The following is a 25,809-nucleotide window of genomic DNA, read 5'->3' on the forward strand; positions in this document are numbered from 1 at the left end:
TGTCTTTTTTTAATCTTCCATAAAAATACGTTTCGCTTCGTAGTAAAGCACCTGCACAAATTTCTTCACATTGATGCGGGTGTGTTCTTCTCTTCCGCTCATCTCTTTCGTCAATTCACTCATTTTCTTTCGTACGATGGTGAAATCGAAAAATTTAGATGCGTAATTTTCAAACGTTGGATGGGAAAAATCGGTAAGCCCAAGTGATGCGATGTGCTTTAATGATTGGTTGATCGCACGTCTTACCCGCTGTTCGGCTGCCTTTGCTTCTCTTGCGATGTCTGCCGATGTGTAGGGCTCACTTAACTTATCCTCCGTAATCCCAGTAAAAATGATCTTTAAAGAAGGAAAGGAATCATGATGATCAGCATGCAGCGCTAAATACTGGTCTGTAAACAGAATCATATCTAATAAATCTTTAGACCCCTTCTCACCAACAATACCAAGCTCCGCCAGCAAAAACTGACCTGCCTCTGCAAGACTTTTCCCCCGCTGCTTCGTTTTCGTCTGACCGCGCTGCTGAAATTGCATGACCGATTTGAGTGAGTGCTGAATATTTTCAATTGAATGCTCTAAATGAAGACGTTCAATCATCAGATGAAGGACACTTAAGACCTCTACACGATTGATCGGCTTTGTCACATAATATTCGACGCCAAGCGTATACGCCTGTCCGATTAATTCCTTTGTTTCAACCTGTGACAGCATTAAGTATTTCCCATGAAACTCATCCTTGATCGCTCGAATCGTTTCAAGCCCGTCCCTTTCCGGCATCAATAGATCAATACATAAGATATCAATGTGCAAATCATTTAAGTAGCTGGCGGTTAACTCTGCGCCATCCTCTGCTTCCCCGGCCACAATGCCAAGCTCTTCATCTTCAATGAGCTGAGCCAGTGAAGAACGAACGGCTTCATCATCATCAACTATAAAAAATCTCATCTCCCAATCCCCTCTTTTCTACTGACTTGATCTACTGGTATCGTTAATGTGAAAATCGTTTGTTTATTTGGGATACTCTTCATCTCAACACTTCCGCCAAGCTTCTCCGCTGTATCCTTTACATAGGCAAGCCCGATACCGCTAGATGGATTCCCAGCCTGGTCGTATTTCAAAGTGAAGCCCGGTTTAAAAATCACATGATGATTACGTTCTTTTATGCCAGGCCCGTTGTCGCTGATCTGAAAAATCACGTGGTTTTCTTTCTGTGAAATAGAAAGTGACACCTCTCCATCTACAGGAATGGCTTCAACAGCGTTGGATACGATGTTATTTAACAAAGATAGAATGGTATACACGTGATAGGCGGGATGCTTCCCATCTTCATCATAATGAAAGACGATGTTTTTTTTAAGAGATTCTGCGTAATTTTCATGAATGCGAATGACAAGCCCAGCGATATGAGAAGGACTCTCATAAGCCTGGAAGTTTTCTTCATGAATCAGCTTTGATAAGGCAGAAAAAATCCGCTGGTTATCCTTTTTGATTTCATGCACCTCTCCTGCAATTTGCAAGGCGGTTTTACCGAGCTTTTTCAAATCCAATGATTCCGCATCCTTTGCGTGGTGAAGGGATTGATACAATTGATAGGATGTAGCCGTAATGTGCTCGGCATGTGCGAGTGTTTTATGAAAATATGTAGATTCCGTGTAAAGGTTGGACAGGAGCATCAGCAAATGTTCCTTTTCCTTTTTCATCTGACGCTCTCTCGCCTGCTCTTCATATAAGCGAATCATTGTATAACAAGCCAACACGAAAAAGCTTCTGAAAATCGCTAAAACAAATAATTGAAACAGCGTCCGCACCGTTAACATTTCATCCATCGTGCCTCGAAGTGCGATGATCTCAACAACGCTTGCGCACAGCTCCATGACGATGCCTGTTGCGCCAATCAGCCATGGCTGATCGCGGAAACGTCTGACCTTCAATAAATAAAAGAGTGTGCCATAGACAACATAATAAAGCAGGGAAGGAAATCTTAATGAAACTGCCTCTTCAAGCGGAAGATGCCCTGTCACAGCTGTATCAAGCAGCACGCGAAACGCAAAAACAGATATCCCAGCGATGATGCCGCTTGCCCATGCCGGAAATCTTTTCATTTGAAGCAGGATAAAGAAAAAGACAACGGTTCCAAAGCTGACCCGAAAGCTGTCCTCAAATGGATAAAATTTAAACTCTCCGCCAATCGGCGTCAGTACAATGAGCAGCACAATTAAATAAGGCTCTGTATTCAGCCATTTTTTCAGTAGATTCAAACGCAGTCACATCCCTAATAATTGACGATAGTATACTATGTGAGCTAAAGAAAAACAAACCTCCATGAAAAAGCGCACACCGGAACTTTGCCGGTGTGCGCTTCTCATGATGCCGCTTAATCTTCTAAACGATCCTTTTCTAAAAGTGATGCACCAGCAATACCTGGTTTTGTCATTTCAAAAGGATTTAAGATGACATCAAGCTCTTCCTCTGTTAACACATCATTTTGCAGACAAAGCTCACGTACAGATGCACCTGTAAGGATGGCTTCTCTTGCAATTCGTGCAGCCGCTTCATAACCAATGTGCGGGTTCACCGCCGTCATGACACCGGCACTCTTTTCTACATATTCTTTTAATCTAGATTCATCTGCTTTTAGGTCACGCAAGCAGTTGTCCACGAAGGACTCGAATACATTTTTCATCATGCTGAGAGATTGAAGCAGGTTGAACACTAACACTGGTTCCATAACGTTTAGTTCAAGCTGGCCAGCCTCTGATGCAAGACAGATTGTGTGATCGTTCCCAATAACTTGGAATGCCACTTGGTTCATGACCTCAGGCATAACTGGGTTGACTTTTCCTGGCATGATGGATGAACCTGGCTGTCTCGGCGGCAGGTGCAGCTCACCAAAGCCCGCTCTTGGACCTGAAGCCATTAGACGAATATCGTTCGCCATTTTGGACATGTTCATCATACATACTTTAAGCGCAGCCGATACTTCTGTATAAGCATCCGTATTTTGCGTTGCATCGACTAAGTCTTCAGCACCAACTAACGGTAATCCGCTAATGTCAGATAGGTAGCCAACCACTTGGCGAATATACTTAGGATCTGCATTCAATCCAGTTCCGACTGCTGTTGCACCCATATTGACTTCATATAAATGCTGTCTAGACTGCTTGATACGTTTAATATCACGAGCAAGAACTTTTGCATAAGCACTAAACTCTTGTCCAAGTCTGATTGGAACAGCGTCCTGAAGATGCGTGCGTCCCATTTTGATGACATGATCGAATTCCTGCGCTTTTTCGGTCATGACTTGATGCATGTTTTCCATCGTATAAAGTAGTTTTTCAATCATATTCAATGTTGAAATATGAATCGCTGTTGGGAAAACGTCGTTTGTTGACTGCGACATGTTCACATGCGTGTTTGGACTTAGCTCAGTATAAGCGCCTTTTTCTTTTCCTAGTAGTTCAAGCGCTCTGTTTGCAATGACTTCATTGGCATTCATATTCATTGAAGTGCCAGCCCCGCCTTGAATTGGATCGACAATAAATTGATTGTTCCATTTTCCTTCGATGACCTCATCTGCGGCTTGAACAATTTTTTCTCCAAGACCAGAATATAGTCGCTGTGTATCCATATTTGCAAGTGCGGCTGCCTTTTTGACAATCCCTAATGCTTTGATGAGTTCCTCATGAATACGGTAGCCTGTAATTGGAAAGTTCTCCACTGCACGTAATGTTTGAATTCCATAATATGCTTGAGTGTCTACTTCCTTTTCACCTAGAAAGTCTCGTTCGATTCGAACTTGCTTGTCCTGTAGCTTCGTCATTTGAAAAGATCTCCTTTTTTACGCTGCTTTTGTTTGTTGTTTTAATTCCTCAATATACTTCTTCGATTTCTCTTGATCAAATACTTTTTCCCACTTAGACATGACAATGGCTGCAAGTGAGTTACCAAATACGTTCACTGTTGTACGAACCATGTCAAGAAGTCGGTCGATCCCAACGATGAAGGCAAGTCCTTCAAGCGGCAGTCCCATGGCACCAAGAGTTGTGATGACAACAACGATCGATGCACCTGGTACACCAGCCATTCCTTTAGATGTCAGCATTAAAATTAATAGTAACGTAATTTGCTCATAGATGGAAAGCGGCATGCCGTACATTTGTGCAACAAATATCGCAGCAATGGATTGATAGATGGCACTTCCATCTAAGTTAAAGGTGTAGCCTGTTGGAATAACGAACGACGTGATCGCTTTCGGGCAGCCGAACTTCTCCATTTTGTCCATTAATCTAGGCAGTACAGCTTCTGAACTTGCTGTTGAGAATGCAAGAATGATTTCTTCTTTTAATACTTTAAATAGTGTAAAGACGCTTGTTCCAGCCATTTTCGCAATAATGCCAAGTACAACAATGACGAAGAATGCCATTGTACCGTAAACGACAAGTACCAGTTTGCCTAGCGGGAGAAGCGCTCCGACCCCGAATTTGATCACCGTCACACTGATGAGCGCGAATACACCAAATGGTGCAAACTTCATCACTTTATTGGTTACCCAGAACATGGCTTCGAGTATACCCTCAAAGAATCCTAATACTGGTTTTCCTTTGTCTCCAACTGCGGCAATTCCTAATCCGAATAAGACTGTAAAGAAGATGGTTGGTAATAGATCACCTTCTGCAATGGATTGGAAAACGTTTGTCGGTACAAGATGCACCAACGTTTCTGAGAAAGTCGCTTTTTCAGAAGAAGCCTTAGATGTCTCTTCATATTTAGAGATATCGCCTTTCTCCATGTTGCTCATATCAATTCCTGTACCAGGATGGAACAAGTTTGCTGCAAGCAGTCCAACTGCTAATGCAATCGTTGTCACAATCTCGAAGTACAGAATGGTTTTTCCGCCGAGTCTTCCGATCGTTTTCATATCTCCAACACCTGCAACTGCTACAATCAATGCAGCAATAACAATTGGAAGAACGATCATTTTAATTAAATGGATGAATATATCGCCAATCGGCGTTAACACATTAATAACGGTTTCATTTTGATAAAACAGCGCTCCCACGACAACACCCAGAACAAGTGCAATGAGTATTTGAGAAGCTAACCCTAACTTTTTCATACGTGAACCCCCTTTTATTGATAACGCTTTCTTTGTTGCTTAATCGCATCTTAACGACGAACCTACAAAAAACGACAAAAAAGAACAAAAAGAAGTGAATTTTTTATGAAAAATCTTTAAAAAGGTGGGTTTTTCCACAATATTGTAAAAAAAAGACTTCGCCTTTTGGCGAAGTCTCAGATTGTTGACAAAGGGCTAAAATGATGTTTATTTTAGCCCTTTGTCTTCTTTTCAGCGTGATAGAAAACCTTTGCAGTCTAGGAAGAACGAGCACTGGCGCGGAGCGAATTTGACATTCGTGAGCACCAGCGCGCAGGACTGCGGGCGAATGCGAGGGTTTGTCTACACGCTGGGACTTCGCTTTTGGCGAAGTCTTAATGATTTTGCATCTGTTCACTTGGTGTATTTTGATTTTGATAAAATTCGTCATAAATCGCATATCCAATAAGTACAAGAGCAACATAGAGCAATGCACTAACGGTCCAAACCCATTTAACATTCATCTTCATTCTGCCACTCCCTCTCTGACTGGCTTCAATCGCTGCAATCTGAGCGCATTCAGCACAACGGACACGGAGCTAAAGGCCATTGCCGCTCCTGCAAGCCATGGCGCAAGGAAACCAAATGCAGCGATCGGTATCCCAATACAGTTATAGGCAAGCGCCCAAAATAGGTTTTGTTTAATGTTTCTCATCGTTTTTTTACTAAATTCCAGCGCATCTGCAATGGCATGGAGATTTCCTGTCATGAGCGTAATATCTGCCGCCTCCATGGCTACGTCTGTCCCTGTTCCAACCGCCATCCCAATATTCGCTGTTGCCAGGGCTGGGGCATCATTGATACCGTCTCCGACCATGGCGACTTTTTTTCCTTGTTCCTTAAGTGCCGTAATGTGAGCCGCTTTTTCTTCAGGAAGCACTTCAGCAATGACATGATCAATGCCCGCCTGTTTCGCAATCGCCTCTGCTGTCAGCTTGTTATCACCTGTCATCATCACAACGTGAATCCCCTGCTCTTTCAGACGAGCGATGGCTTGAGGAGAGGATGATTTGATCGTATCTGCCACTGCTACAATGCCGGCGACTTCTCCGTCAATCGCAACGAGCATAGCCGTTTTTCCTTGCTCCTCCAGCGTTGTGACAGATGCTTCGACTTGATCATATTGGATATGATGTTTCTGTAATAGCTTCCGTGTACCAATGAAAAGCTTGTGCCCAGCGGCTATTGCTTCAATTCCATGACCAGGATCTGCTTGGAAGGCTTCAACTTCGACCGCTTCAAGACCTTGTTCTTTCATACCGTTTGTGATCGCTTGGGCAAGCGGGTGTTCCGACTGCTGTTCTGCCGATCCTGCTAGCTGCAGCAGCTCATCTTCTGTCCGATTGGCATATGCGAGCACATCTGTCAGACTAGGCTCCCCTTTTGTCACAGTCCCTGTTTTATCTAACACCACCGTATCGAGTGATTGAGTCACTTCTAAATGCTCTCCGCCTTTAAACAGAATACCTGATTCAGCCGCACGGCCGCTGCCAGCCATAATAGAGGTTGGTGTGGCAAGACCGAGCGCACACGGACATGCGATGACAATGACAGCTATAAAGGTTTCAAGTGCTGACGTTACATTTCCTGGGTCAACAAAGAAAAACCATATCAGGAATGTGAGCACAGCAATTCCTACAACAATGGGAACGAATATTCCTGATATTTGATCTGCCATTCTTTGAATGGGTGCTTTTGAGCCCTGCGCTTGTTCTACGACTCGGATAATCTGTGAAAGAGCGGTCTCTTTCCCGACTTTCATCGCTTTTATTTTGATAAATCCATTTTTATTCATCGTTGCCCCGATGACCATATCTCCTGCTGTTTTATCAACAGGCAGACTTTCTCCTGTAATCATAGACTCATCTATCGCCGTTGTCCCCTCTATGATCTCTCCATCTACCGGCACTTTTTCTCCGGGTTTGACAAACACAAGATCATTCACTTTCACGTCAGAAATAGGCACAGTCATCTGTTTGCCATCACGCTCGATAACCGCTTCTTTCGCTTGTAAGCCCATCAGCTTTTGAATCGCTTCTGATGATCTTCCTTTTGCTCTTGCTTCCATTAATTTTCCGAGCACGATCAACGTAATGAGAACAGCACTTGTTTCATAATAGAGGGCCGCCTCATGTGTCCCTTGAACCGCTGACTGAATGCTTTCATATAAACTATAGAAAAACGCGGCAGATGTCCCAAGAGCGACGAGAACATCCATATTGGCACTTTTATTTCTTAAAGCCTTATACGCCCCTACATAAAAGGGCCAGCCGACAATGAACTGCACAGGCGCTGCCAACGCCAGCTGTACCCATGGATTCATAAACGCTTCAGGCAGCCAAATAAAGGACGTAATAGAAAAATGGCTGACCATTGCCCAAAGAAGCGGCAGTGACAAAATCATTGAGAATAAAAAGCGTGCCGTCTGCTTCTCTATTGCTGCTTGGCGGTGATCTTTCTTTCCTTCCTCTGCTTGATCTGCAGCTGGTTCAATTAAAGAATACCCAATAGACTGCACCGCATCTTTTATGTCATTTGTAGACGTTTGGCCCGGATGATATGTGACCTGAAGTGTCTCAAGCGCAAAATTTACAGACCCGTGATCGACACCGTCCATTCGGTTAATTTTTTTCTCGATTCGGTTTGCACAAGCCGCACACGTCATTCCCTCTATATCAAATTCTGCTTGCTCCATCACCACATCATAGCCAAGCGATTGAACTTTTCGCTTTAAATCATCTGGTGTTATCTTCTCTGTTTCATAGACGATATGGGAAGTGTCAAGCGCCAAATTCACACTGGCATCCTCCACACCTTCCAGCCTGTTCAATCCCTTTTCGATACGGCCTGCACAAGCAGCACAGGTCATCCCCGTAATTTGAAAGTCAATTTCCTTTTTCATTGATCTCACCTCTCCATATACTCCATGGGGGTATTATTTTTTGAAAAAAATACGTGCTGTACTGCAGCACGTATACTTATTTATACGACATCATATCCCTGTTCTTCAATCACATCAGAAATACGGTGTAACGTGACTTGATCCGGATGAAATGAAACCTCCACCTGTCCTTTGTCTAAATGGACTTTCACAGATTCCACACCTGCTAATTCTCCTACATTTCCTTCGACTGCTTTCACGCAATGTCCGCAAGACATGCCCTGCACTTGAAGTGTTGCTTGTTCCACTTCTCATCGCCTCCATCAATCATTTTCTACAATTTACTATACCCTAGTAGGGTATAGATGTAAACATAAATGCTACGATTTTGTCAGTTTCGTAAAGACCGTCATTAACTCTTCAATGGCTTCATCCCCATTGCCGCTCTTGATAGCATCTGCAACACAATGATGTGTATGCTTTTCCATCAAATGAAGACTGACTTTTTTCAAAGCCGCATTGACTGCAGAGATTTGATTCACAACATCTATACAGTAACGATCGTTTTCAATCATTTGCTGGATCCCGCGAACTTGTCCTTCCACTCGTTTCAAGCGATTGATCAATTGGTCCTTTTCCTTTTCGGCTCTAGGCGAAGCCATATGTCTTTCTTCATGTTCTGTCATGTGATCACCTTTTTTTCATTATGACTTGTCTTTACCTAAATTAAAGCATATCTCCACCGAAAAAGGCAAAGATATGCTGAACACCGCATATAAAGCTGTTTGTCCTAATTTGTTAATTGTTCGATATCCTGCAAAAGATTGACGGATTGCTGAAGCTGTTTCATCAATCCCTGCTGATCCTCCAGTATGGCGGCAACATCGATATCGCCTGCTTTCAATTGCTGTATATATGTTTGAATCTCCTCTGACAGCACTTTATTTTTTTCAATGATTTGTGCATGAAGGTCTTCTGCCATTTTTGGCGCTGTGACTTCATTAAAATCTTGTATGTCTGCCTTCAACGATTCAAGCTGCTGCGTTAATTCTGCCTTTTTGGCGGCGTTTTGCACAGCTTCTTCAGCGAGCTTTGGAAATTCCTCTGTAAATTGCTGAATGTCCGTCACATAGTCATTTGCCTCAGTGACATACGTCGTTGTATCGTTGACCTGATCAAGCAAGCCGGAGCAACCGCTTAATACAAGCGTGCCTGAAAATAGACAAGCCATCACGTATTTTTTCAAGATCGATCATCCTTTCATCTGTAGGATTAAAAGCATCATTTGTTCCGCTTCCCTATCACACAGATGCAAAAAGACCTTAAAAATAGCCAGACCTTTGCCTCATGTGTGATAGGCAAAGGTCTGGCTAACATTGTTCATGCCGGAATGGCCGAGAAACAACGAATGTTTCTGTAGTGACGACCAAAACCGTAAAAGCTACTCCCCTTTAGGAAACCGTTCAAATGTTATGTTTATCATATCGAATGTCAGGACAACAGTCAATGCGGAAGATCCTGCTCTTGATACAGAACATGGCCCTTACCAGTGGATGCATAAATCCGGTTCCGTCCTTGGCGTTTTGACATATACAAGGCCTGATCCGCTTCAAATAGAAGTGTCTCTAATACACAAGGATCATTGGCTGTGTGAGCAATTCCAAAGCTCGCTGTCACTCGCACTTTTTCCTTATCATTCGTAAAGAAACTTGCTTCAAACGAATGTCTTATTTGCTCCGCGATATGACATGCCTCTTTAAATGACTGATGAGGCAGACAAATGGCAAACTCTTCTCCCCCATATCGTCCAAATAAATCATCCATTTGTAAATGCTCCTGACAAATAGAGACAACATGACGCAGCGCTTCATCCCCGATATGATGTCCGTGTGTGTCATTGATTTGTTTAAAGAAATCAATATCAAACAGCATAACAGCGGTATCCTGCGCATCCTCTTCAAGGATCAACTGCGTTCGTTCGATGAAAGAAGATCGATTGAAAATATTCGTCAAACCATCGATATACGCACGACGCTCCAGCTCTTCCTGCAGCAAACGCTGCTCTGTAACATCACTGATCACTATTTGCCTGCCCTCAATCTCTCCTCTTCTATTAAATAGAGACGAAGCGGTCAGTTGATAATAATAGGACTGCTCTTTTTCTTTTTTCCACATTAAATCATATTGCGAATGATCCTGCGGAGAGCGCAGCCATTGAATAAACGCTGAATCTTTGATGATTGCTGAGAAAATATCGTCGATCTTATAGCCAATTCCCTTTTTATTCGCAAGTGCTGGAATGATCGATGCAGCAGCGGGATTGTAATCAATGAGTGTCCGATATCGATCTAAAATCAAAACCCCTTCAGACATATGCTCAAACACACGCTCCATTGCAATGGGAGACAGCTTAAACAGCTGGAACGACATAATTGCCCATAAATAGAGTGCGTTGGTAAGAAACATCACCACAGGAACCGGATCAATATGCAGGGGTGTAACGCCTAGTAAATAAATAAAAGAAGTCAAAATTGGTAAGGACATTCCCACTAATAGTATCAGAATCTGCTTTAAATATTCTTTTTTTGTGACACGTAAAAACCAAAGCAGCATAAAAATAGCAAGCATCGAACAGCCAAACGTATAAACGCCATGAATGATATACCAATAGCCAATCGTAAAATCAGCCAATAAAAACCCATCTACTGGATTCATCGTGATGCTTCGATAAAAGAGTGAATGTAAAGAGTTGGTGAACACCATAATGGTTGTGAGAGTTGGAATCAATAAGATGAGAAGCACGCGGCGCTTTGTGAAATATTGATGGAACCCCGTAAATTGCAGCACAATCAGCAGACTGAGCGGTGCGATAAACGGAAGACCTATGTATTGAAAACAAACCCAGAACATGATTTCTTCAGGGGTACGAGCCAATAATTCAAACGTATGCCCAAAGATATAAATCGCAGTTGCTCCAGACATGTACATAAACAATTGACAGCCAATATACCGGTGGCGGTTCGCATGAGCAATGATTGATAATATCACGGACAGAATGCCAGAAACACTCATGATCACAATAAAATGTAAAACAATCGAATCCATGTAAACGCCCCAATTTCAGTTATTTAGAACTAGTCTAATATTACTATATATGAGGAAGTCACAAATGGGAAGATGTGATTTTGAATTGGTTGGGGGTTTTTTGTAAAGTTTCGGTCGACTTTTGTCCAATAGACCTTATATTTCCGCTACTTTTTGCTTAATTTGAGGGAGAGATATGTTGCGTTCGGAGAAATATCTGTACAATGTGGGGATTGGGAAATCAATGAAGAGGAGGCTTGCAAGGTATATGACTTTTTTGATTATAATGGCGGGGCTGTTTATGCTGATTCTTTTGGAGAAGCCGTTTGAAAAGAGAAGTTCTGGATTTTTATTTTTGGTGAGTTATTTACTGCTGATCGCAGTTTATGTGGTTCAAACAACTTTTGTGAAAATTGTATCGAATGGTTTGTTGATGATGATGGCAGTGATTGTGGTTTGTCCTTTGTTTGTGCGGTTTTTAGAGACTTATCCGAGGAAACATTTTAATAAAGTCGACCATTAATTGGCGAATGATATACCGATATAAATCTAATTCTAAGAATAAGCACTCCTCATGCTTATTCTTAGAATCACTAATGCGTATTAATTCCTCTTTCGAAAATGTAATTCTCATTCGTGGATTATCAGTTTTGCGTGAGTTACCATGTCAAATAATAAGGTTTAATTCTTTCTTCAACCTTTTACTGATTCAAATAGTATACCGATATGAAAAAGTCTCCTGACATTTAATAAACTTGATCTAGTTCAACTGCTCGCTTAAATGTAATACCTGTATTGATCGCAGCAAAGTGCTTTTCTCCACAACGAATTTTGTCTAATTCTGTCTTGCGTAAATCTTCTGCGGCTGTACTTCCTTTTGTCTCTACAATAAAATACAATTTCTCTTTGCCATCTTCTTCAACAGATAATGCCCAGTCAGGGTTATAATTTCCAAGTGGCGTTTTAATTTTAAAGTCTGCAGGCAATTTAATATAAAACTTTACATTTGGATCTTTTTCACATGCTTCGGCAAAATCTCTTTCAATTTTAGAATCTACAATTACATGGTCATAAGTAGAACGATTATCTGAAACTTTCACAATGCTATCTTCATACGATTCAATTTCTTCTTGTTTGAATAAGCTTTGATCGTATACTTCTTCTGTTTCCAGTTTCTCATATTTAACGCCATCCACCATTGCTAAGCGTTTAGCTGCATTAATAATGCGCGCGGCCTCTAGCATATACATTTGTGGATTCACTTTAAAATCATGTAGCGTATCACTCTTCTTTAAAACCGCAACTAATGTTTTACGAGTTAGTTTCGTATCTTGCTGTAACTCCGTTAAAATATCAGGAGATTTTGTGTATTCTCGTTGAACAGTACTGAAACTTGTTTTTGTTGTTGTTTTTTCTTCGATACCACTTTCTTCGATTTTCAATTGCATTCGTTCGTATTCTAATTTTTGAATACGTACTAACAATTCATCCTTTAATTTTTTTGCCGCATCGCTAATGAACTGTTCACTATCAAATTGAATCGAATACGTCGTTTTATATTTAATGCGCTCCCACAGCTCAAGGAATGGCCCTGATAGCGCTTCTTTATTTAAACGAACCATTTCTTTTTTCGCATGATCTTTAATTTCAATTTTCTCTGTATTAAACTTCTGTTCAATTGCAGCGATAACTTTCTCAGTCATATTAGGCGCAAGTACCGTATATTCTTCAGGTAGTTCAAATACTTGATCTTTAATTGCTTTCGCTAAGGCAACTGTACCTTTCCCTTTTGAATCTATGTATTTTTGCTCCGTTAAGTATTCAACTAGCTTTTTTGAATACTCATGACCTAAAGGTTTTCGATAACCTGTCAGTTCATCTTCCTCCAGCACAAGCGAACTAAATGTATCATTCTTAAAAATACCGAACTCTATACCTTCTTTTTCATACTCATGCTGTAAGCCAGTAGCAAACTCTTCGTAGCTTTCATTTGCCATCACGGTTAACGTATTGACTTCGAATCCATGTACACGCTCACCATCTTGGTTAACAGCTATGCGAAGACCCCGACCAATTTTTTGTCGCTTCGTCAATTCATCTTTCGAATCAATTAGCGTACAAATTTGGAAAACATTTGGGTTGTCCCACCCTTCTTTCAACGCTGAATGCGAGAAAATAAAACGCAGTTTATGAGCTGTTTTTGTCTTACCTTTTTCTTCATCATACATTGTCAGTAAATCTTCTTTGTCTTTCATAATGATTTGGAAGGCACTTTCATCCTTTTCTCCACCGTTTTTGAATTTGCCTTTTTTATCGATTGAGAAGTATCCATTATGCACTTCTTCCACAGGAATATGATAATCGCGAAGCTTTTTATATTTAGGGGATTTTAAGACGTCATTATACTCTTCTTCAAAAATTTGACCATATTCCCCTAAATAAGGCTTACCTTCCTCATCATATTTTCGGTAGTTTGCTACGTTATCAATAAAGAATAGACTTAACACTTTAATTCCTAAAGCATTTAGCTTTAGCTCTTTATTTAAGTGTTCCTCAATTGTTTTACGAATTTGACCACGCTTCACCTCTAAGTCTGCGTAATGTGCTTGACTTAAATAAATGACAGATGGCTCGCCTGAAAACTCAATGTACTCATTGTCTTTTTCAGCCGATATATCACGAACATAACCAATCTCTTCATAAGCCGTTAGCTTTGTCTTTTTCACTAAGTCATCGTTTTTCTTTAAAGAAATAATCTTTCTCACAATGCCTGCTTTCGTTTTCACTAAAACCTCTACGGATGCTGTAACAGCAGTCTTTGTCGCTTTAATACCTAATAATCGTAAGTGAGCCACATTACCATCAATTGTGCGTTTAACTCCCGCTACTTCAATTTGTTTTACTAGCTTGTTTTGATACGCTTCAACAGGTCCCAATTTATAAAGTAAAGGATAACCTTCTTCTTTATGCGTTGCAGAGAAGCGGAATACAAGCGACGGATTTAAAGCAGCAATTGCAGCCTTTGCATTAGCTGTACTATCTACACTTTGTGGCTCGTCAATCACGACAATTGGATTTGTTTCCGCAATATAATCTTTAGGTGAAATACCATATAAACTATCACGATCGTTGCGGTTGAAAATATTATCTTCACTATTGAACGCTTGAATATTAATAACCATAATTTCCACATTTTCATTTGAAGCAAATGCTTGTATATTTTCTAACTTAGAACTATCGTACATAAATTCACGATAAACAATTCCTTGCATTTGTGTTTTAAAATATTCTTTCGTCATTTGAAGTGTTTTCATAACTCCTTCTTTAATCGCTACAGAAGGAACTACAATAATAAATTTCGTAAATCCAAATTTACGATTCATTTCTAAAATCGATTTTAAATAAACAAAGGTTTTCCCTGTTCCTGTTTCCATTTCGATATTGAACTGGGGGAAAGGTGATGGAATTGATTGAGCAATTGGAATACCTTGCTTAATTTGAATCTGTTGAACATTTTGTAGCAGTTTACTTTCTGATACATCAATTTTATTGCCGACACCTTTTTCACCAAATAGCTTTCCCTGTATATCTTGATCCATAATCGTAAATTCTGATTTACGAATTTGTTGCCCTTCAAATACACTTAATACGGCGCCTATCGCATCTGATTGATATGTTAATTCATCAAATTGAATTTTCATTATTGCTCACCTCTAAATCGTTAACAAGTTATCTTCTGGATAACCTGCATCTTTTAGAATTTCAATACAGTTCAATTTATCTGAATCATTGTTGAAACCTGCATCGCTGAAAATGACGCTGCTTGTATCTGTTCCATGTTCATCACGGCGTGCAATCATGGCTTTTGCAACATCTGGCGTAATTTCTTTTGATAAGCAAATGAATAAACTTCCAAAAGCAATGTCGTAAACTTTTTTATCGTTTACTTCAAACGTTTCAATCGGATATGTTAATTCTAAACCTTGCTTTAACATAATTTCATACACAATATCTAGTTCAGAACGCTCATCGACAAATGGTGTTTCGTATAAATCTAGCTCGTCTTTTAAATTTTCAAAGTCGACGTTCCATTCACGTATGTTCGATGTATCGAGTTTTAATACTTTAAAACCGACATCTAAGGCTTCTGGATCTACAACTTTTTCGTCCAGCATCCCTGCTTTTTGCTGTTTTTCTCTTAACTCCTCTTTAATTTTCTCTCCAGCTCGACGAATACGTTCTTCACCGATATCACAAATCGTTTCGTATCCTTGTTTCGCTCCTTCCGATTGTTTCTTTAACCTTTCGGGAATTTGAGCCAGAATAAATTTCCTTTTGCCACCATCTTCTGCATTTAATTTCATCACAGCATGTGCGGTTGTTGCAGACCCCGAAAAGAAATCTAAAATTATATCATCTTTTTTCATCGCAAGATTCATCATTCTCATGATTAGTGAAATCGGTTTCGGATAGTCAAAAACATTTTTCCCTAATAAATTAGCTACCATCTTTGTACCATCGTCAACAGTCCCTGTATCTTTATAATTCCAAAAGTTAATAGGAACAATCCCTTCACTTAATTCACTTAAGAAGCGTTTCAACCTTGGGAATTGATTTTCTCCATCCTTCCCCCAATAAAGTCTATTATCAGCTGCTAATGTCTCATATTGTTCTTTACTATATTTCCAAGCATTCACTGGATGTTCCACTTCTATTTTTTTAATAGGATTAAAAACTTTATAGCTTAGATTTGGACGCTCTGTTTTAGTTCTTTGACTTACGAAAGAGACACTCGTCCAGGGTCCCCTAGGATCATTATCGATATTTTTATAAATTAAATCATTTTTTGCTGTTCTAGGCTCTCTTAAATAATTTAATTTGTCGGATTTTCTATACATCAAAATATACTCTGTTAAATTTGAAAACATCCTTGCATCATTGTTTCGTGTATATCGCTTTTCCCAGATAATATTTGAAATGAAATTTGATTCACCAAAAATTTCATTACAAATTTTCTTTAAATTTTCTAATTCATTATCATCTAAACTAATAAAAATAGCACCATCATCAGCCAACAAATTCCTCGCCAACTTCAATCGTGCATACATCATATTCAACCAATCCGTATGGAATCTTCCGTTACTTTCGGTATTTGTTGATAAGATATTCCCATCATCATCAACTTGCCCTGTTTGTTCTAAGTAATTCTGCACACCATCTTTAAAATTATCTTTATATACAAAATCCTTCCCTGTATTATAAGGCGGATCAATATAAATCATTTTAATTTTCCCGTTATACGATTTTTGCAGCAGCTTCAACACTTCTAAGTTATCGCCTTCAATGTATAAGTTTTCTGTTGTATCAAAGTTTTTACTTTTTTCAGGTACTGGTCGTAGTGTGCCTTTTGAAGGCTTTTGTGTGCCTTCAATCATCTTTTTCTTGCCATGCCATGTGAACTGGTAGCGTTCTTGCTCTGTTTCTACAACTTCTCCTAATACCGTTTTCAGCATATCAAAATCAATTTTTTCACCATCAGTTAAGATTTCTGGGAATAGCTCTTTTAAACGTGCAATATTTTGTGCCGTTATATCTAAGGATTCACCATTCATTTTATTAACCATTTGTCTTGCTCCTTTTCTATTAATGCTTGTTTCGCAATCTTTACTTTATTTGCTGCTTGTTGTAATTCAACCCGCATGTTCAATTGTGTTTCTTTTTTAGCCCGCCTTACATAATCGTCAATTTGTGCGTCCATCACGACGAGTTTCTCAAGCAAATTATTTTTTAAAGAAATCAGTGTATAAATGTTATATCGAGTTTGTAATTCTAATTGTAGCAAACGCTCAAGCCACGATTCATAAAACATTTTTAAATTTGTTTTACTAAGGTTTTCAAATTTCAATTGTTGTTCAACCTGTTGCAGTGTTACGACTTCCTTTATTTCATAAATAGTGTCACTTACTAAGTATCCATCTTTTTTCTTAATGTGTGTGGAGAATACCCATTTCGTATTTGAACCATCAAAGAATATAATTACTAAAGGATTCGGCATAATACTCATAAACACTTTATAAATTTGCACTGCCTTTTTTAAATCCTTTACGTTTATAGCTAAAAAAACGATTGAATCATAACGCTCTGTTTCACTTTCAAATGTATCGATATTTGTATTGCTCGCTTGGATCGTCGCTAAAATACGAATCCCTCTTGATACAACATGCTCAGATATGATTTTTTTCTGAGCTGATGTTAGCTTGTTTTCCATTTGATTGTACGGCAATGTTTTCATAATTTGGGTTACTTTCGGAATTCCAATCGCCTTTAATAACTGCGCTTCATTCATCATAGTTCATCCTTTACAACTAAAAATGAAATAAGTTCAATTTCATTGTCACCTAAGTCCAACTGTCTTTGTAATGTATTTGAACCGAAGCTAAACAAGCTTTCAAAGCCTACCTCTTCTTGTTTATCTTTAATAATATCAATTGATTGCTTCAATAAGTCTTGATAATGCTCCATCTCCACGGCATCGTTTGTTTGCTTATTAAACCACTCAACTGAATTTAATTCTGGTTGTTTTTTGCCTAGCGTTAATTTACGATAAACATCTAATATGTTCTTCGCATGTGTGTAATGTATAAACGCTTCGCCCTCATTTGTCACATACAATAAAATGTATGGTGCTAAACTATTGCTTTCAACAGCTATTTCTTTATGCTGTTTGAAACAAAAAATCACACCTGATTTTGCTTCAGGCAAATCGGCATTATTTACAACCGCATACAAACCTTTTGGTGCAGCTGCAAGCTCTTTTTTATACAATTTTAATGCGGTACTCAAATCACTTTTGAAATCGGTGTATGTTAAGTCAGTAATCGATATCGCACCTGAAACATCCTCTAAGTTTAACACATCATTTTGCAGCGCTTTTAATTGATTGCGACGATATTCTAAATCATTCATTTCTTTCGATGTCGTATCTAAAATATCTTCTTCCCCAGAAGCAGAAGTATTTAATATTTTCATACGTCCTTTCACACGTTCTTCTAAATTGATATATTCATCTAATTCCATATTCGGCCAAAAGTTGACAAGTTGAATTTCTGTATTAGTTGAACCGATACGATCAATACGTCCAAATCGTTGGATGACACGTACTGGATTCCAATGAATATCGTAGTTTATTAAGTAATCGCAGTCCTGTAAGTTTTGTCCTTCTGAAATACAATCGGTCGCAAAAAGTATATCAATTTCATCTATACGTTTACTGTCCACCTTGTAGCGTTCCTTAGATTTTGGTGAAAAGTTCATTAAAATATCATTAATGTCTTTGACACGAACGCCTTTTAAGGTACATTTATTCGCTCCACTTCCGACAACTAACGCAGAATGAAGTTGTTTATTAAGTAAACGCTCTGAAAGATTATCGTACAAGTACTTAGCCGTGTCAGCGAACGCTGAGAAAATAATAACCTTTTTATTGCCTGGATTAATTGGATTTTTAATTTTTCCTTTTATTAAATTGACTAATTGTTCAAGCTTGGCATCACGTATAGTTGAAATTTGTGTTGCTTGTTGTAATAAATCCTGTAATGTGGCTAAATCGGCACGTAAATCTCCTGCCCATTTCAACGCATCAATATCATTTAATTGAATTTGTACTTTGTCACTCCCTACTGTAATCGCTTCGAGCTGTTCATCATCTAACTCCGTATCATCATATTGTTCCGAATATGTTGGCTGATTTTGAAGCTGTAATGTTTGGAGTGTATCTTCAATTCGTCCAACTAATTTTTCAAGCGTCAGTCTAAATGAATGAATAGAACTTTCTAAACGCTTGAACAAGTTCACCTTCATTAAAGCTGCTACTGCAAACTCACGGTCTGTTTGTTTAAACGTCGATTGGCCACCCTTTACTCTAGTATCATACAATTCTTCATAATACTTTCGTTTATGAGGTAAAACGTATTTCATTGGCTGATAAATACTAAAGCTCAATGACTCTAAGCGCTCATTGACTTCGTTCATATTAACAAATCGGTGTTCTGTATCAACATCGGCTTTAATAGAAAGCGGCTTCAACCGAGTTGGGAAACTACCAATATCGTTGACATTATAATATTTCTCAATGTGCTTACGACTTCGAGCAATGGTTAGTAAATCAAGCAATTGGAAGTAGTCTTGCTCAACCATATTTAAAAACTCTTCTGTCGTTCGCTTTGGCGACGGCAAAGCTGTCCAACGATTGAACGACGCTTGTGCCGTGCGTAACGTTTGCTCAATACTATCTATACCTTCTTTTTTAAGTGCCTGATCGTTATCTTCCGTTATAAAGGCAATTTGATTTTTGATATCATTCATTTTATTATTTACAGGTGTAGCTGATAATAGTAGCACCTTCGTTTTTACACCTTTTTTAATGATTTCCTGCATAAGCTTTTGATAGCGTGTTATTCGACCCTTATGCGCATTATTATTTCGGAAATTGTGCGATTCATCGATTACAACCAGGTCATAGTTGGACCAATTGATTGTGTCTAGACGTATTTCACCTGACATCCCATTTTCTCGACTTAAATCGGTATGATTTAATACATCATAGTTAAAGCGGTCTTCATTTAAAACATTTCGCTTATCATTTTGTGTGTAAACCGCCCAGTTATCACGTAGCTTTTTCGGACATAAAACTAATACACGATTATTTCGCAGCTCATAGTATTTGATGACAGCGAGTGCCGAAAATGTTTTCCCTAGCCCCACACTATCCGCTAAAATACAGCCATTATAGTTCTCCATTTTATCGATCATGCCTATTACACCATCGCGTTGGAACGGGTACAGCTTATTCCAAATGAACGTATCTTTAAAGTTCAATCCTTCTTTAAGAATATTATCCTCTGAAAGACCTTCTAAATTCTCCGTGAAAATATTATATAACGTTACAAAATAGAGCCACTCCGGCGCATTTTCTTTTTGAAAAGCATCTAGTTGCTCTAAAACTTCTGCAGTAACTTCTTTCGATTTTGTTTCATCTTTCCAAATTAGGTCAAATTCTGCAAGCAAGTTTTTTGTAACACCAAGTGTCTCTTTCATAACTGTATAGCTTGCTTGACGTTTTGAAGGAGTAATGCCTAACCCATCTGCTGTAAACTCAATTTCCGATTGAATAAAAATGTCCTCATCCATTTTGTTTTTAATCATGATTTGCTTAGGGTACGAGCTGTCTCCTAAAATCGTCTTAAACTGGGCGTGTTGATTGATCCATTCTGATAACTCTCGTGCAATTTGTTTAGACTGCATTTGATTTCTTAATGGAATTTCAAACTGGTTTCCTTCTAAATCGAGCTGCTGGCCTTTTCTTTCTACTAATTTAAATTGATGATTATCATCAATTTCTTGTTGATAAAAGGTTTGCTCTGTAAAGAGAAAGCGAAAAGATTCCCCTTTCGCTAACGCTTTTTTTAATTCCTGAAAAATATTCATACTCAATTTTGCAGAGGCCACTGCAATTTCCGAGCCTTTTTTTATTTCACCTTTCATTACTTGAACGAGTGTGTTATTCCCTTTATTATCGACTAAATCTATTTTCAAAATTCAGCACCTCTTACATTACATTTCTAATAATTGATCAAAGTAACCGTCTTTCTCATTCGGATTGATGTTGATTAATGTTCGACGATCAAGCAATAAATTTCCCCATTCACACGAAGTTTCGGAAACAAATGTACATGCATGACAGGCTGCGCCATTTGCTGACGTATGATATTCAAATTCCCCATCCGAACAGATTGGATCAGATGAACAATAGCTCATCTTTTCTAATGCACGAATAATTATGGGTAATAACTTTTCACTTTGAGCCAAGTTTGTTAATCCACCTAAACTTCCTTCTGAATCTCCAGAGGCAGTGTATATAAATGCACCATACATGTCATCGTTTGCATAAATACGTTCTTTTAAAGACGTCGTTGTATAGCCGCAATGTGCAGCTAGCTCTTGTAATAAGGCATGGCTAAACGTATGCAACAAAATTTGTCGTGGCAGAATATCTAATGGTGGCTTTTTAAATTCTTCACGCTGGGTATTATAAGCCCTTACAATAGCACTCGTAATTTGCTCAGTTTTTTCCCACTGGAGTAATTTATCTAAATTAAATTGAAAGAAAATACCTTCACCGTAATTTCGCACAGCTGGTAACCATTGAGGATCGCTTGTTATAACAACCGGCTGTGTTTTCGCTTCTTCTTCATCTGTAAATCGGTCAATATAGTCTAATCGAGTAAATTCTTTTAAAACTTGTACTTCAGGTACAGAATCCACACGGAAAATCCCATTAAAATACGGTATTAACGTTGGTGCAATATCAACTTGCTTAGATAAAAAACGCTCTTCGTTTATTTCCTCCTGTATTAGCGTGTTCCACTCTTGTTTTTTAATTGATTCATAGGTAGAGCTTTCTGTAAGCGTTATTGAGCCATCTAAATATTGCTTAATAGCAGGTATAAAGGAAGAAGGGATATTTTTAAAATTACATGCCATTTCAAGACCTGCTTCACCCATACCTAAATATGCTTTACTAAAATTTTCTTTATCTTTTTCTACTAAATATAGAACCTCAAATTCTGAGCTAGATGCTGTTAAAGGCACTTGTAAAAAACTCATAACAGAAGGTGAATAAACATTAGATGCGCCACGCAACGTCGTTTTCATTTTACAATGACATTTCTGTTTAGCAGTATTACTAATCCATGGTCGTTCCCCATGACAATCAAATAAACTATGATTCTCCCTTTCTTCAGACTTCATAATACTTCCTAAACTTTCTTTATGATTACAATGCCTGCAAATTACGTGTAAATCAGATAGAGATCCACTTGAGTCACAGGTTTTTAGCATTAGTCGTGGATTTTTAGAATGTTCTGTACAAGGTTTATTTCGATGTACCCATTCTTCATACGGAAAATCTGATAAGTGACCGTTCTCACATGCTAATACAAAACGGCTTGCATAAAGCTCCTGAATGTCTTTTTCATTTTTCAGCGCACAATAATAACAATTAGCATCACCATAATTCGTCATATTATGGCATTTCGGACAGATTTTCCATTTAGGAAACTCGACTGCTTTTATTTTTTGTTTATCGGGATTTTCATTTAAAATGCGTACATGGTCAACCCCTAAAAAGGATGTGATTCGTATGTCTTTTTCTTGAGGCGCCCTTCTTGATTGCCACTGGTCTGCTGATTTCACGATAACACTTTGAGATAAAAGTTCAACAATTGCTCCTGGTCCTGATTGGTATATTAGTTGCGAAGGTCTGATTGTTTCATTTTGTTGATTCATGATTTTAACACCTCAATTTCAATGACTGCTTCTACATTTCTTAATGACATCATTGCTGGACGAGCATCTTTTACATTCACTTCTTCATTAAAGTTTTTTAATAAGTAAGCTTTAACATATTTTGATTCTTTGTAAGCTAATGTGTCTTCAGCGTGCTTCCAAGCTAATTCTCGCCACCATTCTAATAAATCCTTTACTTCGTTTTCAATGGTTGCACCATTAGCATTATGAACTCTTTCTAAAAATTGAACGGTCGCTGTATCTACTTTATTTTGTAGTTGTACTATTTTTTTCGGACTTTGCTCAGCGTTGATTTCCATAATCGTTTGACGCATAAATCCAATAAACGTACCTGTTAACCCTTTATATAAAGCACCTTTTGCAAAAGGTGTTACACTCATAGTTTCTACATGACGGTAGAGTGCTTGATGGTATGCTTTAAAACGCTCAAAATGCGATAAATCTCTAGACCGTAGTGAATTAAGAAGAACAAATACAACGCCTGGATATTTACGTCCAACACGGCTCGTCGCTTGAATATATTCGGAAGTCGTTTTCGGTTGCCCTTGTACAAACATTGTCCCAAGTCGGTCCACATCGACACCTACTGAAATCATATTCGTTGCAAGGACGGCATCAAGAACACCTGCTTCATCTAAAGTTTTCTCCATTTGTGTTAGTAGCTGTGGAATTTCCTGTGCTTTTTTGCGGCTCGTTAATTCTTCAACGGCTAGATCATGTTCAAATTTATTTGTTGGATCTAGCATATTTAATCTTGAGTTTACTTCATCTTTAAAAGTAGTAACCATACTTGCCAATTCTTTAACCGTATTAAAATAGCCTAGCATTGTATAATATGGATCTACTTTAAACTTTGGCTCACTTCTTATTATCGTTGCATATGCACTATATGTTTGAATCGCTTGAATTTTATTACTAACTCCTGGTGCACAAATTCCTACATAGCATCGCCCTGGCTTTTCAGAAGTTGGCACCTCTTTTGAAACAAAATTATCATTTGCTTTTTGAACAGCTAATGGGAACTGCTGCATTTCCCGACCGTATAAAGCTCGAATTTGCTCATCCGCACCACTAATTGTTGCTGTTGAAGCAATTACTTTAGCTGGTCTTCCGTTATTTCTTGTTAATAGATCAGTTGCTACCTCATATAAACCTGTTAAAGAGCCTAATGGTCCTGAAATCAAATGAAGCTCATCTTGAATAATTAATTCAGGTGGTTTCAAACGATTAATACGACTGTATCCCCTTGGGATAGAATTAGTATATTTAAATCCTAACTCACGATGATACACGTTTTTATTACCAAATAGTTCATGCATATCTTGTTTCCAAGGTAACTGAGCAATTTTATCTACCGTACCAATTAACAATGTTGGTAACTTCAGATATATTGCCTCATCAACTGTATAAACAGGAATTCCGTGTTTAAATGCACATGCTTTATTAGAACAACAAATTTTCTGTGAATTTTTGTTAATTTCATACTGATCCGGCCCTAGTTCCGCCCCACACCACGGACAATTTATTAGTTGAATAGGATTGCCCGTCTTAACTTCTTTACCGTCTCGTAATTGTTCAAGCTTATCCATTGCATCCACAAATTTATTAGGAGATGAATCCTGTCCAATCCAAAGCCCTATACTAAATGGCTCTTCTCCAAATAAATTTGCATTTGGTTTACGCAGAACTTCTGCAGCACAAATTAAAGCTGCAGCTCGTTGGAATTGTTGCGTTGTTAACAAACGCAATGTGTAACGCATAAAAACTGTAATTCCAGCATACTTGTCTACTTGTTTTGGGGCTAATAATCGGCGATATGCCATGACATAAGCTGCCACACCTAAATAAGCCTCTGTTTTACCGCCCCCAGTTGGGAACCAAATTAAATCAACAATTTCTCGATCTATATGCTGTTCATCAGATATACCGGCAACATTCATAAGTAGAAATATTAATTGAAATAAACGCCATTCTCCATCTAATGTAGGTTTTATTCTCTCTCCGGTAGTACGATACGTTTGAGCTACACCTGATTGCGCTCGTTGCAAAAGCATCGCACGGTTTGCAAATTGAAACGCCAAATAATATAAGGAATTATTACTTTTTGTAACTAATGAAATTCCTTCTTCTAGACGTTCGATTGTATTTTTTACTTTTAAAATATTTTGTTCTGCTTCACTCTTTAAATAATCAGGTAGCTCATTAACTATTTTCGTTTCATGATTCAACCATAATTTATATGCTGATGGTATAACACTTAATTTTTCTTTTAAAATGTCTACAGGATATTCACTTAAATCCTTCATCTTAAATGACTGATTTTCGATCTTACAATGTTCTACATTCGGCAATTCAAAACGTGGCATCCATGTTGAATAAATCGTTGTAATATTTCCGACTGTTTTCCAATCAACCCCCACGCCATGACCGATTGCTAATTCTTCTTTGTCACGATAAAGAAGTTCATTTTGGACATGATACTGATCAGCTTTAGATGTAAATTTAGCAACATGAATTGTAGGTATATGTACTTTTAATGAGCTTTGAAACATCACTTCATCTTGTTCAGGATATTGATTTTCTCTCTTTAAACTATTCATTAAAAAAATATTTACGTGATATAAGTTATTTCTATAATTAACGGTATAACGCACTTTTCCATATTTAGATTCATTTAAATTTTCTAATGTGCCTGTTCTCTGATTTGAAAGATCAATTTTCCAATTTTCCGCTTGTGGTAAACGCTTATGTTCTTTGTCCTCATAAATAGCCCAAGAAGCTTCAATTTCTACAGTTGTTAATTTTTCAAGTTTAAAACTAATGCCCATAGTAGATGAGCGAAACAGTTTTTTTAATGTAAGTTGTTCATCTATCTTTTCTTCACTGACTTGCACATGTGTTTCTATTGCATTATCACGTTCATTTATAACATCTGATGTTGAACCAAACGGAACTAACTTCCCTGTTAAATAAAATTGCATTGGGCGTATATTCTTTCCAAGAATCTCATCTTGCATTCGTGGACCAATTAAATATGTTTCTAATTCATGAATTAATCCTTTTCGCAAAACTGTATATTGCTTCATTTGAAAATTCACCCTTCCTCTTTAGATAATTTCATTGTAGCACCTTGCATTTCTGGATAGGTAATATTTCCCGATAAAATTTCAAGTTTAATATTAAAATTAATTCATTCCTTTTAATTTCTATTTATCCCCTTAGTTAAACCACTCAAAAGCAAAAATTAGAATTTTTAATCAATTAAACTTTTATCAAAACTATACAAAAAAAATTTAAAGACATAAAAAAAGCGCCTAAACGTTGT

Annotated in this window: 17 protein-coding genes; 1 reads left to right on the top strand and 16 read right to left on the bottom strand. The window is 38.1% G+C overall.

Annotation, left to right across the window (positions count from 1 at the left end; translation table 11 throughout):
- Positions 1-9: 9 nt before the first annotated feature.
- The 10 genes from NSS80_RS16515 to NSS80_RS16560 all read right to left on the bottom strand — a co-directional run bounded on the left by NSS80_RS16515 (position 10) and on the right by NSS80_RS16560 (position 11,138).
- On the bottom strand, positions 10-942 hold the full coding sequence (locus tag NSS80_RS16515) for a response regulator (RefSeq protein WP_034280916.1): 933 nt from the start codon (positions 940-942) through the stop codon (positions 10-12).
- The gene (locus tag NSS80_RS16520; protein ID WP_034280917.1) at positions 939-2,255 is read right to left on the bottom strand and encodes a sensor histidine kinase; all 1,317 of its coding nucleotides are present in this window, start codon (positions 2,253-2,255) and stop codon (positions 939-941) included. Before NSS80_RS16520 ends, NSS80_RS16515 begins: the two co-directional genes overlap by 4 nt.
- 116 nt (positions 2,256-2,371) lie before the next feature.
- Positions 2,372-3,817, bottom strand: a complete 1,446-nt coding sequence (gene aspA / locus NSS80_RS16525; protein ID WP_024426050.1) for an aspartate ammonia-lyase — start codon at positions 3,815-3,817, stop codon at positions 2,372-2,374.
- Between the two features lie 18 nt (positions 3,818-3,835).
- A complete protein-coding gene (locus NSS80_RS16530) occupies positions 3,836-5,113 on the bottom strand; it encodes a cation:dicarboxylase symporter family transporter (RefSeq protein WP_024426051.1) in 1,278 nt (425 codons plus the stop codon).
- Between the two features lie 374 nt (positions 5,114-5,487).
- Positions 5,488-5,622: a hypothetical protein gene (locus NSS80_RS16535; protein ID WP_342489617.1), complete on the bottom strand. Its 135-nt coding sequence runs from the start codon at positions 5,620-5,622 to the stop codon at positions 5,488-5,490.
- The gene (locus NSS80_RS16540; RefSeq protein WP_342498353.1) at positions 5,619-8,054 is read right to left on the bottom strand and encodes a heavy metal translocating P-type ATPase; all 2,436 of its coding nucleotides are present in this window, start codon (positions 8,052-8,054) and stop codon (positions 5,619-5,621) included. Before NSS80_RS16540 ends, NSS80_RS16535 begins: the two co-directional genes overlap by 4 nt.
- 80 nt (positions 8,055-8,134) lie before the next feature.
- Positions 8,135-8,341 (bottom strand): copper chaperone CopZ, encoded by a 207-nt coding sequence (copZ, locus tag NSS80_RS16545; RefSeq protein ID WP_024423475.1) that lies wholly within the window; start codon positions 8,339-8,341, stop codon positions 8,135-8,137.
- 72 nt (positions 8,342-8,413) lie between these two features.
- Positions 8,414-8,719: a metal-sensing transcriptional repressor gene (locus tag NSS80_RS16550; RefSeq protein ID WP_012011272.1), complete on the bottom strand. Its 306-nt coding sequence runs from the start codon at positions 8,717-8,719 to the stop codon at positions 8,414-8,416.
- 104 nt (positions 8,720-8,823) lie between these two features.
- A complete protein-coding gene (locus tag NSS80_RS16555; protein ID WP_034280921.1) occupies positions 8,824-9,279 on the bottom strand; it encodes a DUF6376 family protein in 456 nt (151 codons plus the stop codon).
- Positions 9,280-9,536: 257 nt separating this feature from the next.
- A complete protein-coding gene (locus NSS80_RS16560; protein WP_326483724.1) occupies positions 9,537-11,138 on the bottom strand; it encodes a histidine kinase N-terminal 7TM domain-containing protein in 1,602 nt (533 codons plus the stop codon).
- Positions 11,139-11,385: 247 nt separating this feature from the next.
- Between NSS80_RS16560 and NSS80_RS16565 the strand changes: the two genes are divergently transcribed.
- Positions 11,386-11,640, top strand: coding sequence for a hypothetical protein (locus NSS80_RS16565; protein WP_317221839.1), 255 nt, complete (start codon positions 11,386-11,388; stop codon positions 11,638-11,640).
- A 223-nt stretch (positions 11,641-11,863) separates the two neighbouring features.
- Here the strand turns inward: NSS80_RS16565 and NSS80_RS16570 are convergent, their stop codons facing one another.
- The 6 genes from NSS80_RS16570 to drmA are packed head-to-tail and all read right to left on the bottom strand — an operon-like array spanning position 11,864 to position 25,570.
- Positions 11,864-14,818: a DEAD/DEAH box helicase family protein gene (locus tag NSS80_RS16570; RefSeq protein ID WP_317221838.1), complete on the bottom strand. Its 2,955-nt coding sequence runs from the start codon at positions 14,816-14,818 to the stop codon at positions 11,864-11,866.
- Positions 14,819-14,830: 12 nt separating this feature from the next.
- Positions 14,831-16,741: a site-specific DNA-methyltransferase gene (locus NSS80_RS16575; RefSeq protein WP_317221837.1), complete on the bottom strand. Its 1,911-nt coding sequence runs from the start codon at positions 16,739-16,741 to the stop codon at positions 14,831-14,833.
- Positions 16,726-17,463 carry a DUF4391 domain-containing protein gene (locus NSS80_RS16580; RefSeq protein ID WP_317221836.1) on the bottom strand — a complete coding sequence of 246 codons (738 nt, stop codon included), beginning with the start codon at positions 17,461-17,463 and terminating at the stop codon, positions 16,726-16,728. Before NSS80_RS16580 ends, NSS80_RS16575 begins: the two co-directional genes overlap by 16 nt.
- The gene (locus NSS80_RS16585; RefSeq protein ID WP_317221835.1) at positions 17,463-20,711 is read right to left on the bottom strand and encodes an SNF2-related protein; all 3,249 of its coding nucleotides are present in this window, start codon (positions 20,709-20,711) and stop codon (positions 17,463-17,465) included. The genes NSS80_RS16580 and NSS80_RS16585 overlap by 1 nt, the downstream gene beginning before the upstream one ends.
- Positions 20,712-20,729: 18 nt before the next feature.
- Positions 20,730-22,463: a DUF1998 domain-containing protein gene (locus NSS80_RS16590; protein ID WP_317221834.1), complete on the bottom strand. Its 1,734-nt coding sequence runs from the start codon at positions 22,461-22,463 to the stop codon at positions 20,730-20,732.
- Complete coding sequence (drmA, locus tag NSS80_RS16595; protein WP_317221833.1) at positions 22,460-25,570, bottom strand: DISARM system helicase DrmA; 3,111 nt, start codon at positions 25,568-25,570, stop codon at positions 22,460-22,462. The genes NSS80_RS16590 and drmA overlap by 4 nt, the downstream gene beginning before the upstream one ends.
- Positions 25,571-25,809 lie beyond the last annotated feature (239 nt).

It is taken from the genome of Bacillus sp. FSL M8-0350 (assembly GCF_038593345.1).
In the GTDB taxonomy this organism is placed as follows: Bacteria; Bacillota; Bacilli; order Bacillales; family Bacillaceae; genus Bacillus; species Bacillus safensis.

Excerpts from the sequence above, each read along its gene's own strand:
- NSS80_RS16535 (WP_342489617.1), bottom strand. The coding sequence starts at position 5,622 with ATGAAGATGAATGTTAAATGGGTTTGGACCGTTAGTGCATTGCTCTAT.
- drmA (WP_317221833.1), bottom strand. The coding sequence starts at position 25,570 with ATGAAGCAATATACAGTTTTGCGAAAAGGATTAATTCATGAATTAGAA.
- NSS80_RS16590 (WP_317221834.1), bottom strand. The coding sequence starts at position 22,463 with ATGAATCAACAAAATGAAACAATCAGACCTTCGCAACTAATATACCAA.
- NSS80_RS16570 (WP_317221838.1), bottom strand. The coding sequence starts at position 14,818 with ATGAAAATTCAATTTGATGAATTAACATATCAATCAGATGCGATAGGC.
- NSS80_RS16530 (WP_024426051.1), bottom strand. The coding sequence starts at position 5,113 with ATGAAAAAGTTAGGGTTAGCTTCTCAAATACTCATTGCACTTGTTCTG.
- NSS80_RS16565 (WP_317221839.1), top strand. The coding sequence starts at position 11,386 with ATGACTTTTTTGATTATAATGGCGGGGCTGTTTATGCTGATTCTTTTG.
- NSS80_RS16515 (WP_034280916.1), bottom strand. The coding sequence starts at position 942 with ATGAGATTTTTTATAGTTGATGATGATGAAGCCGTTCGTTCTTCACTG.
- NSS80_RS16580 (WP_317221836.1), bottom strand. The coding sequence starts at position 17,463 with ATGAATGAAGCGCAGTTATTAAAGGCGATTGGAATTCCGAAAGTAACC.
- NSS80_RS16540 (WP_342498353.1), bottom strand. The coding sequence starts at position 8,054 with ATGAAAAAGGAAATTGACTTTCAAATTACGGGGATGACCTGTGCTGCT.
- NSS80_RS16560 (WP_326483724.1), bottom strand. The coding sequence starts at position 11,138 with ATGGATTCGATTGTTTTACATTTTATTGTGATCATGAGTGTTTCTGGC.
- NSS80_RS16550 (WP_012011272.1), bottom strand. The coding sequence starts at position 8,719 with ATGACAGAACATGAAGAAAGACATATGGCTTCGCCTAGAGCCGAAAAG.
- aspA (WP_024426050.1), bottom strand. The coding sequence starts at position 3,817 with ATGACGAAGCTACAGGACAAGCAAGTTCGAATCGAACGAGACTTTCTA.
- NSS80_RS16575 (WP_317221837.1), bottom strand. The coding sequence starts at position 16,741 with ATGGTTAATAAAATGAATGGTGAATCCTTAGATATAACGGCACAAAAT.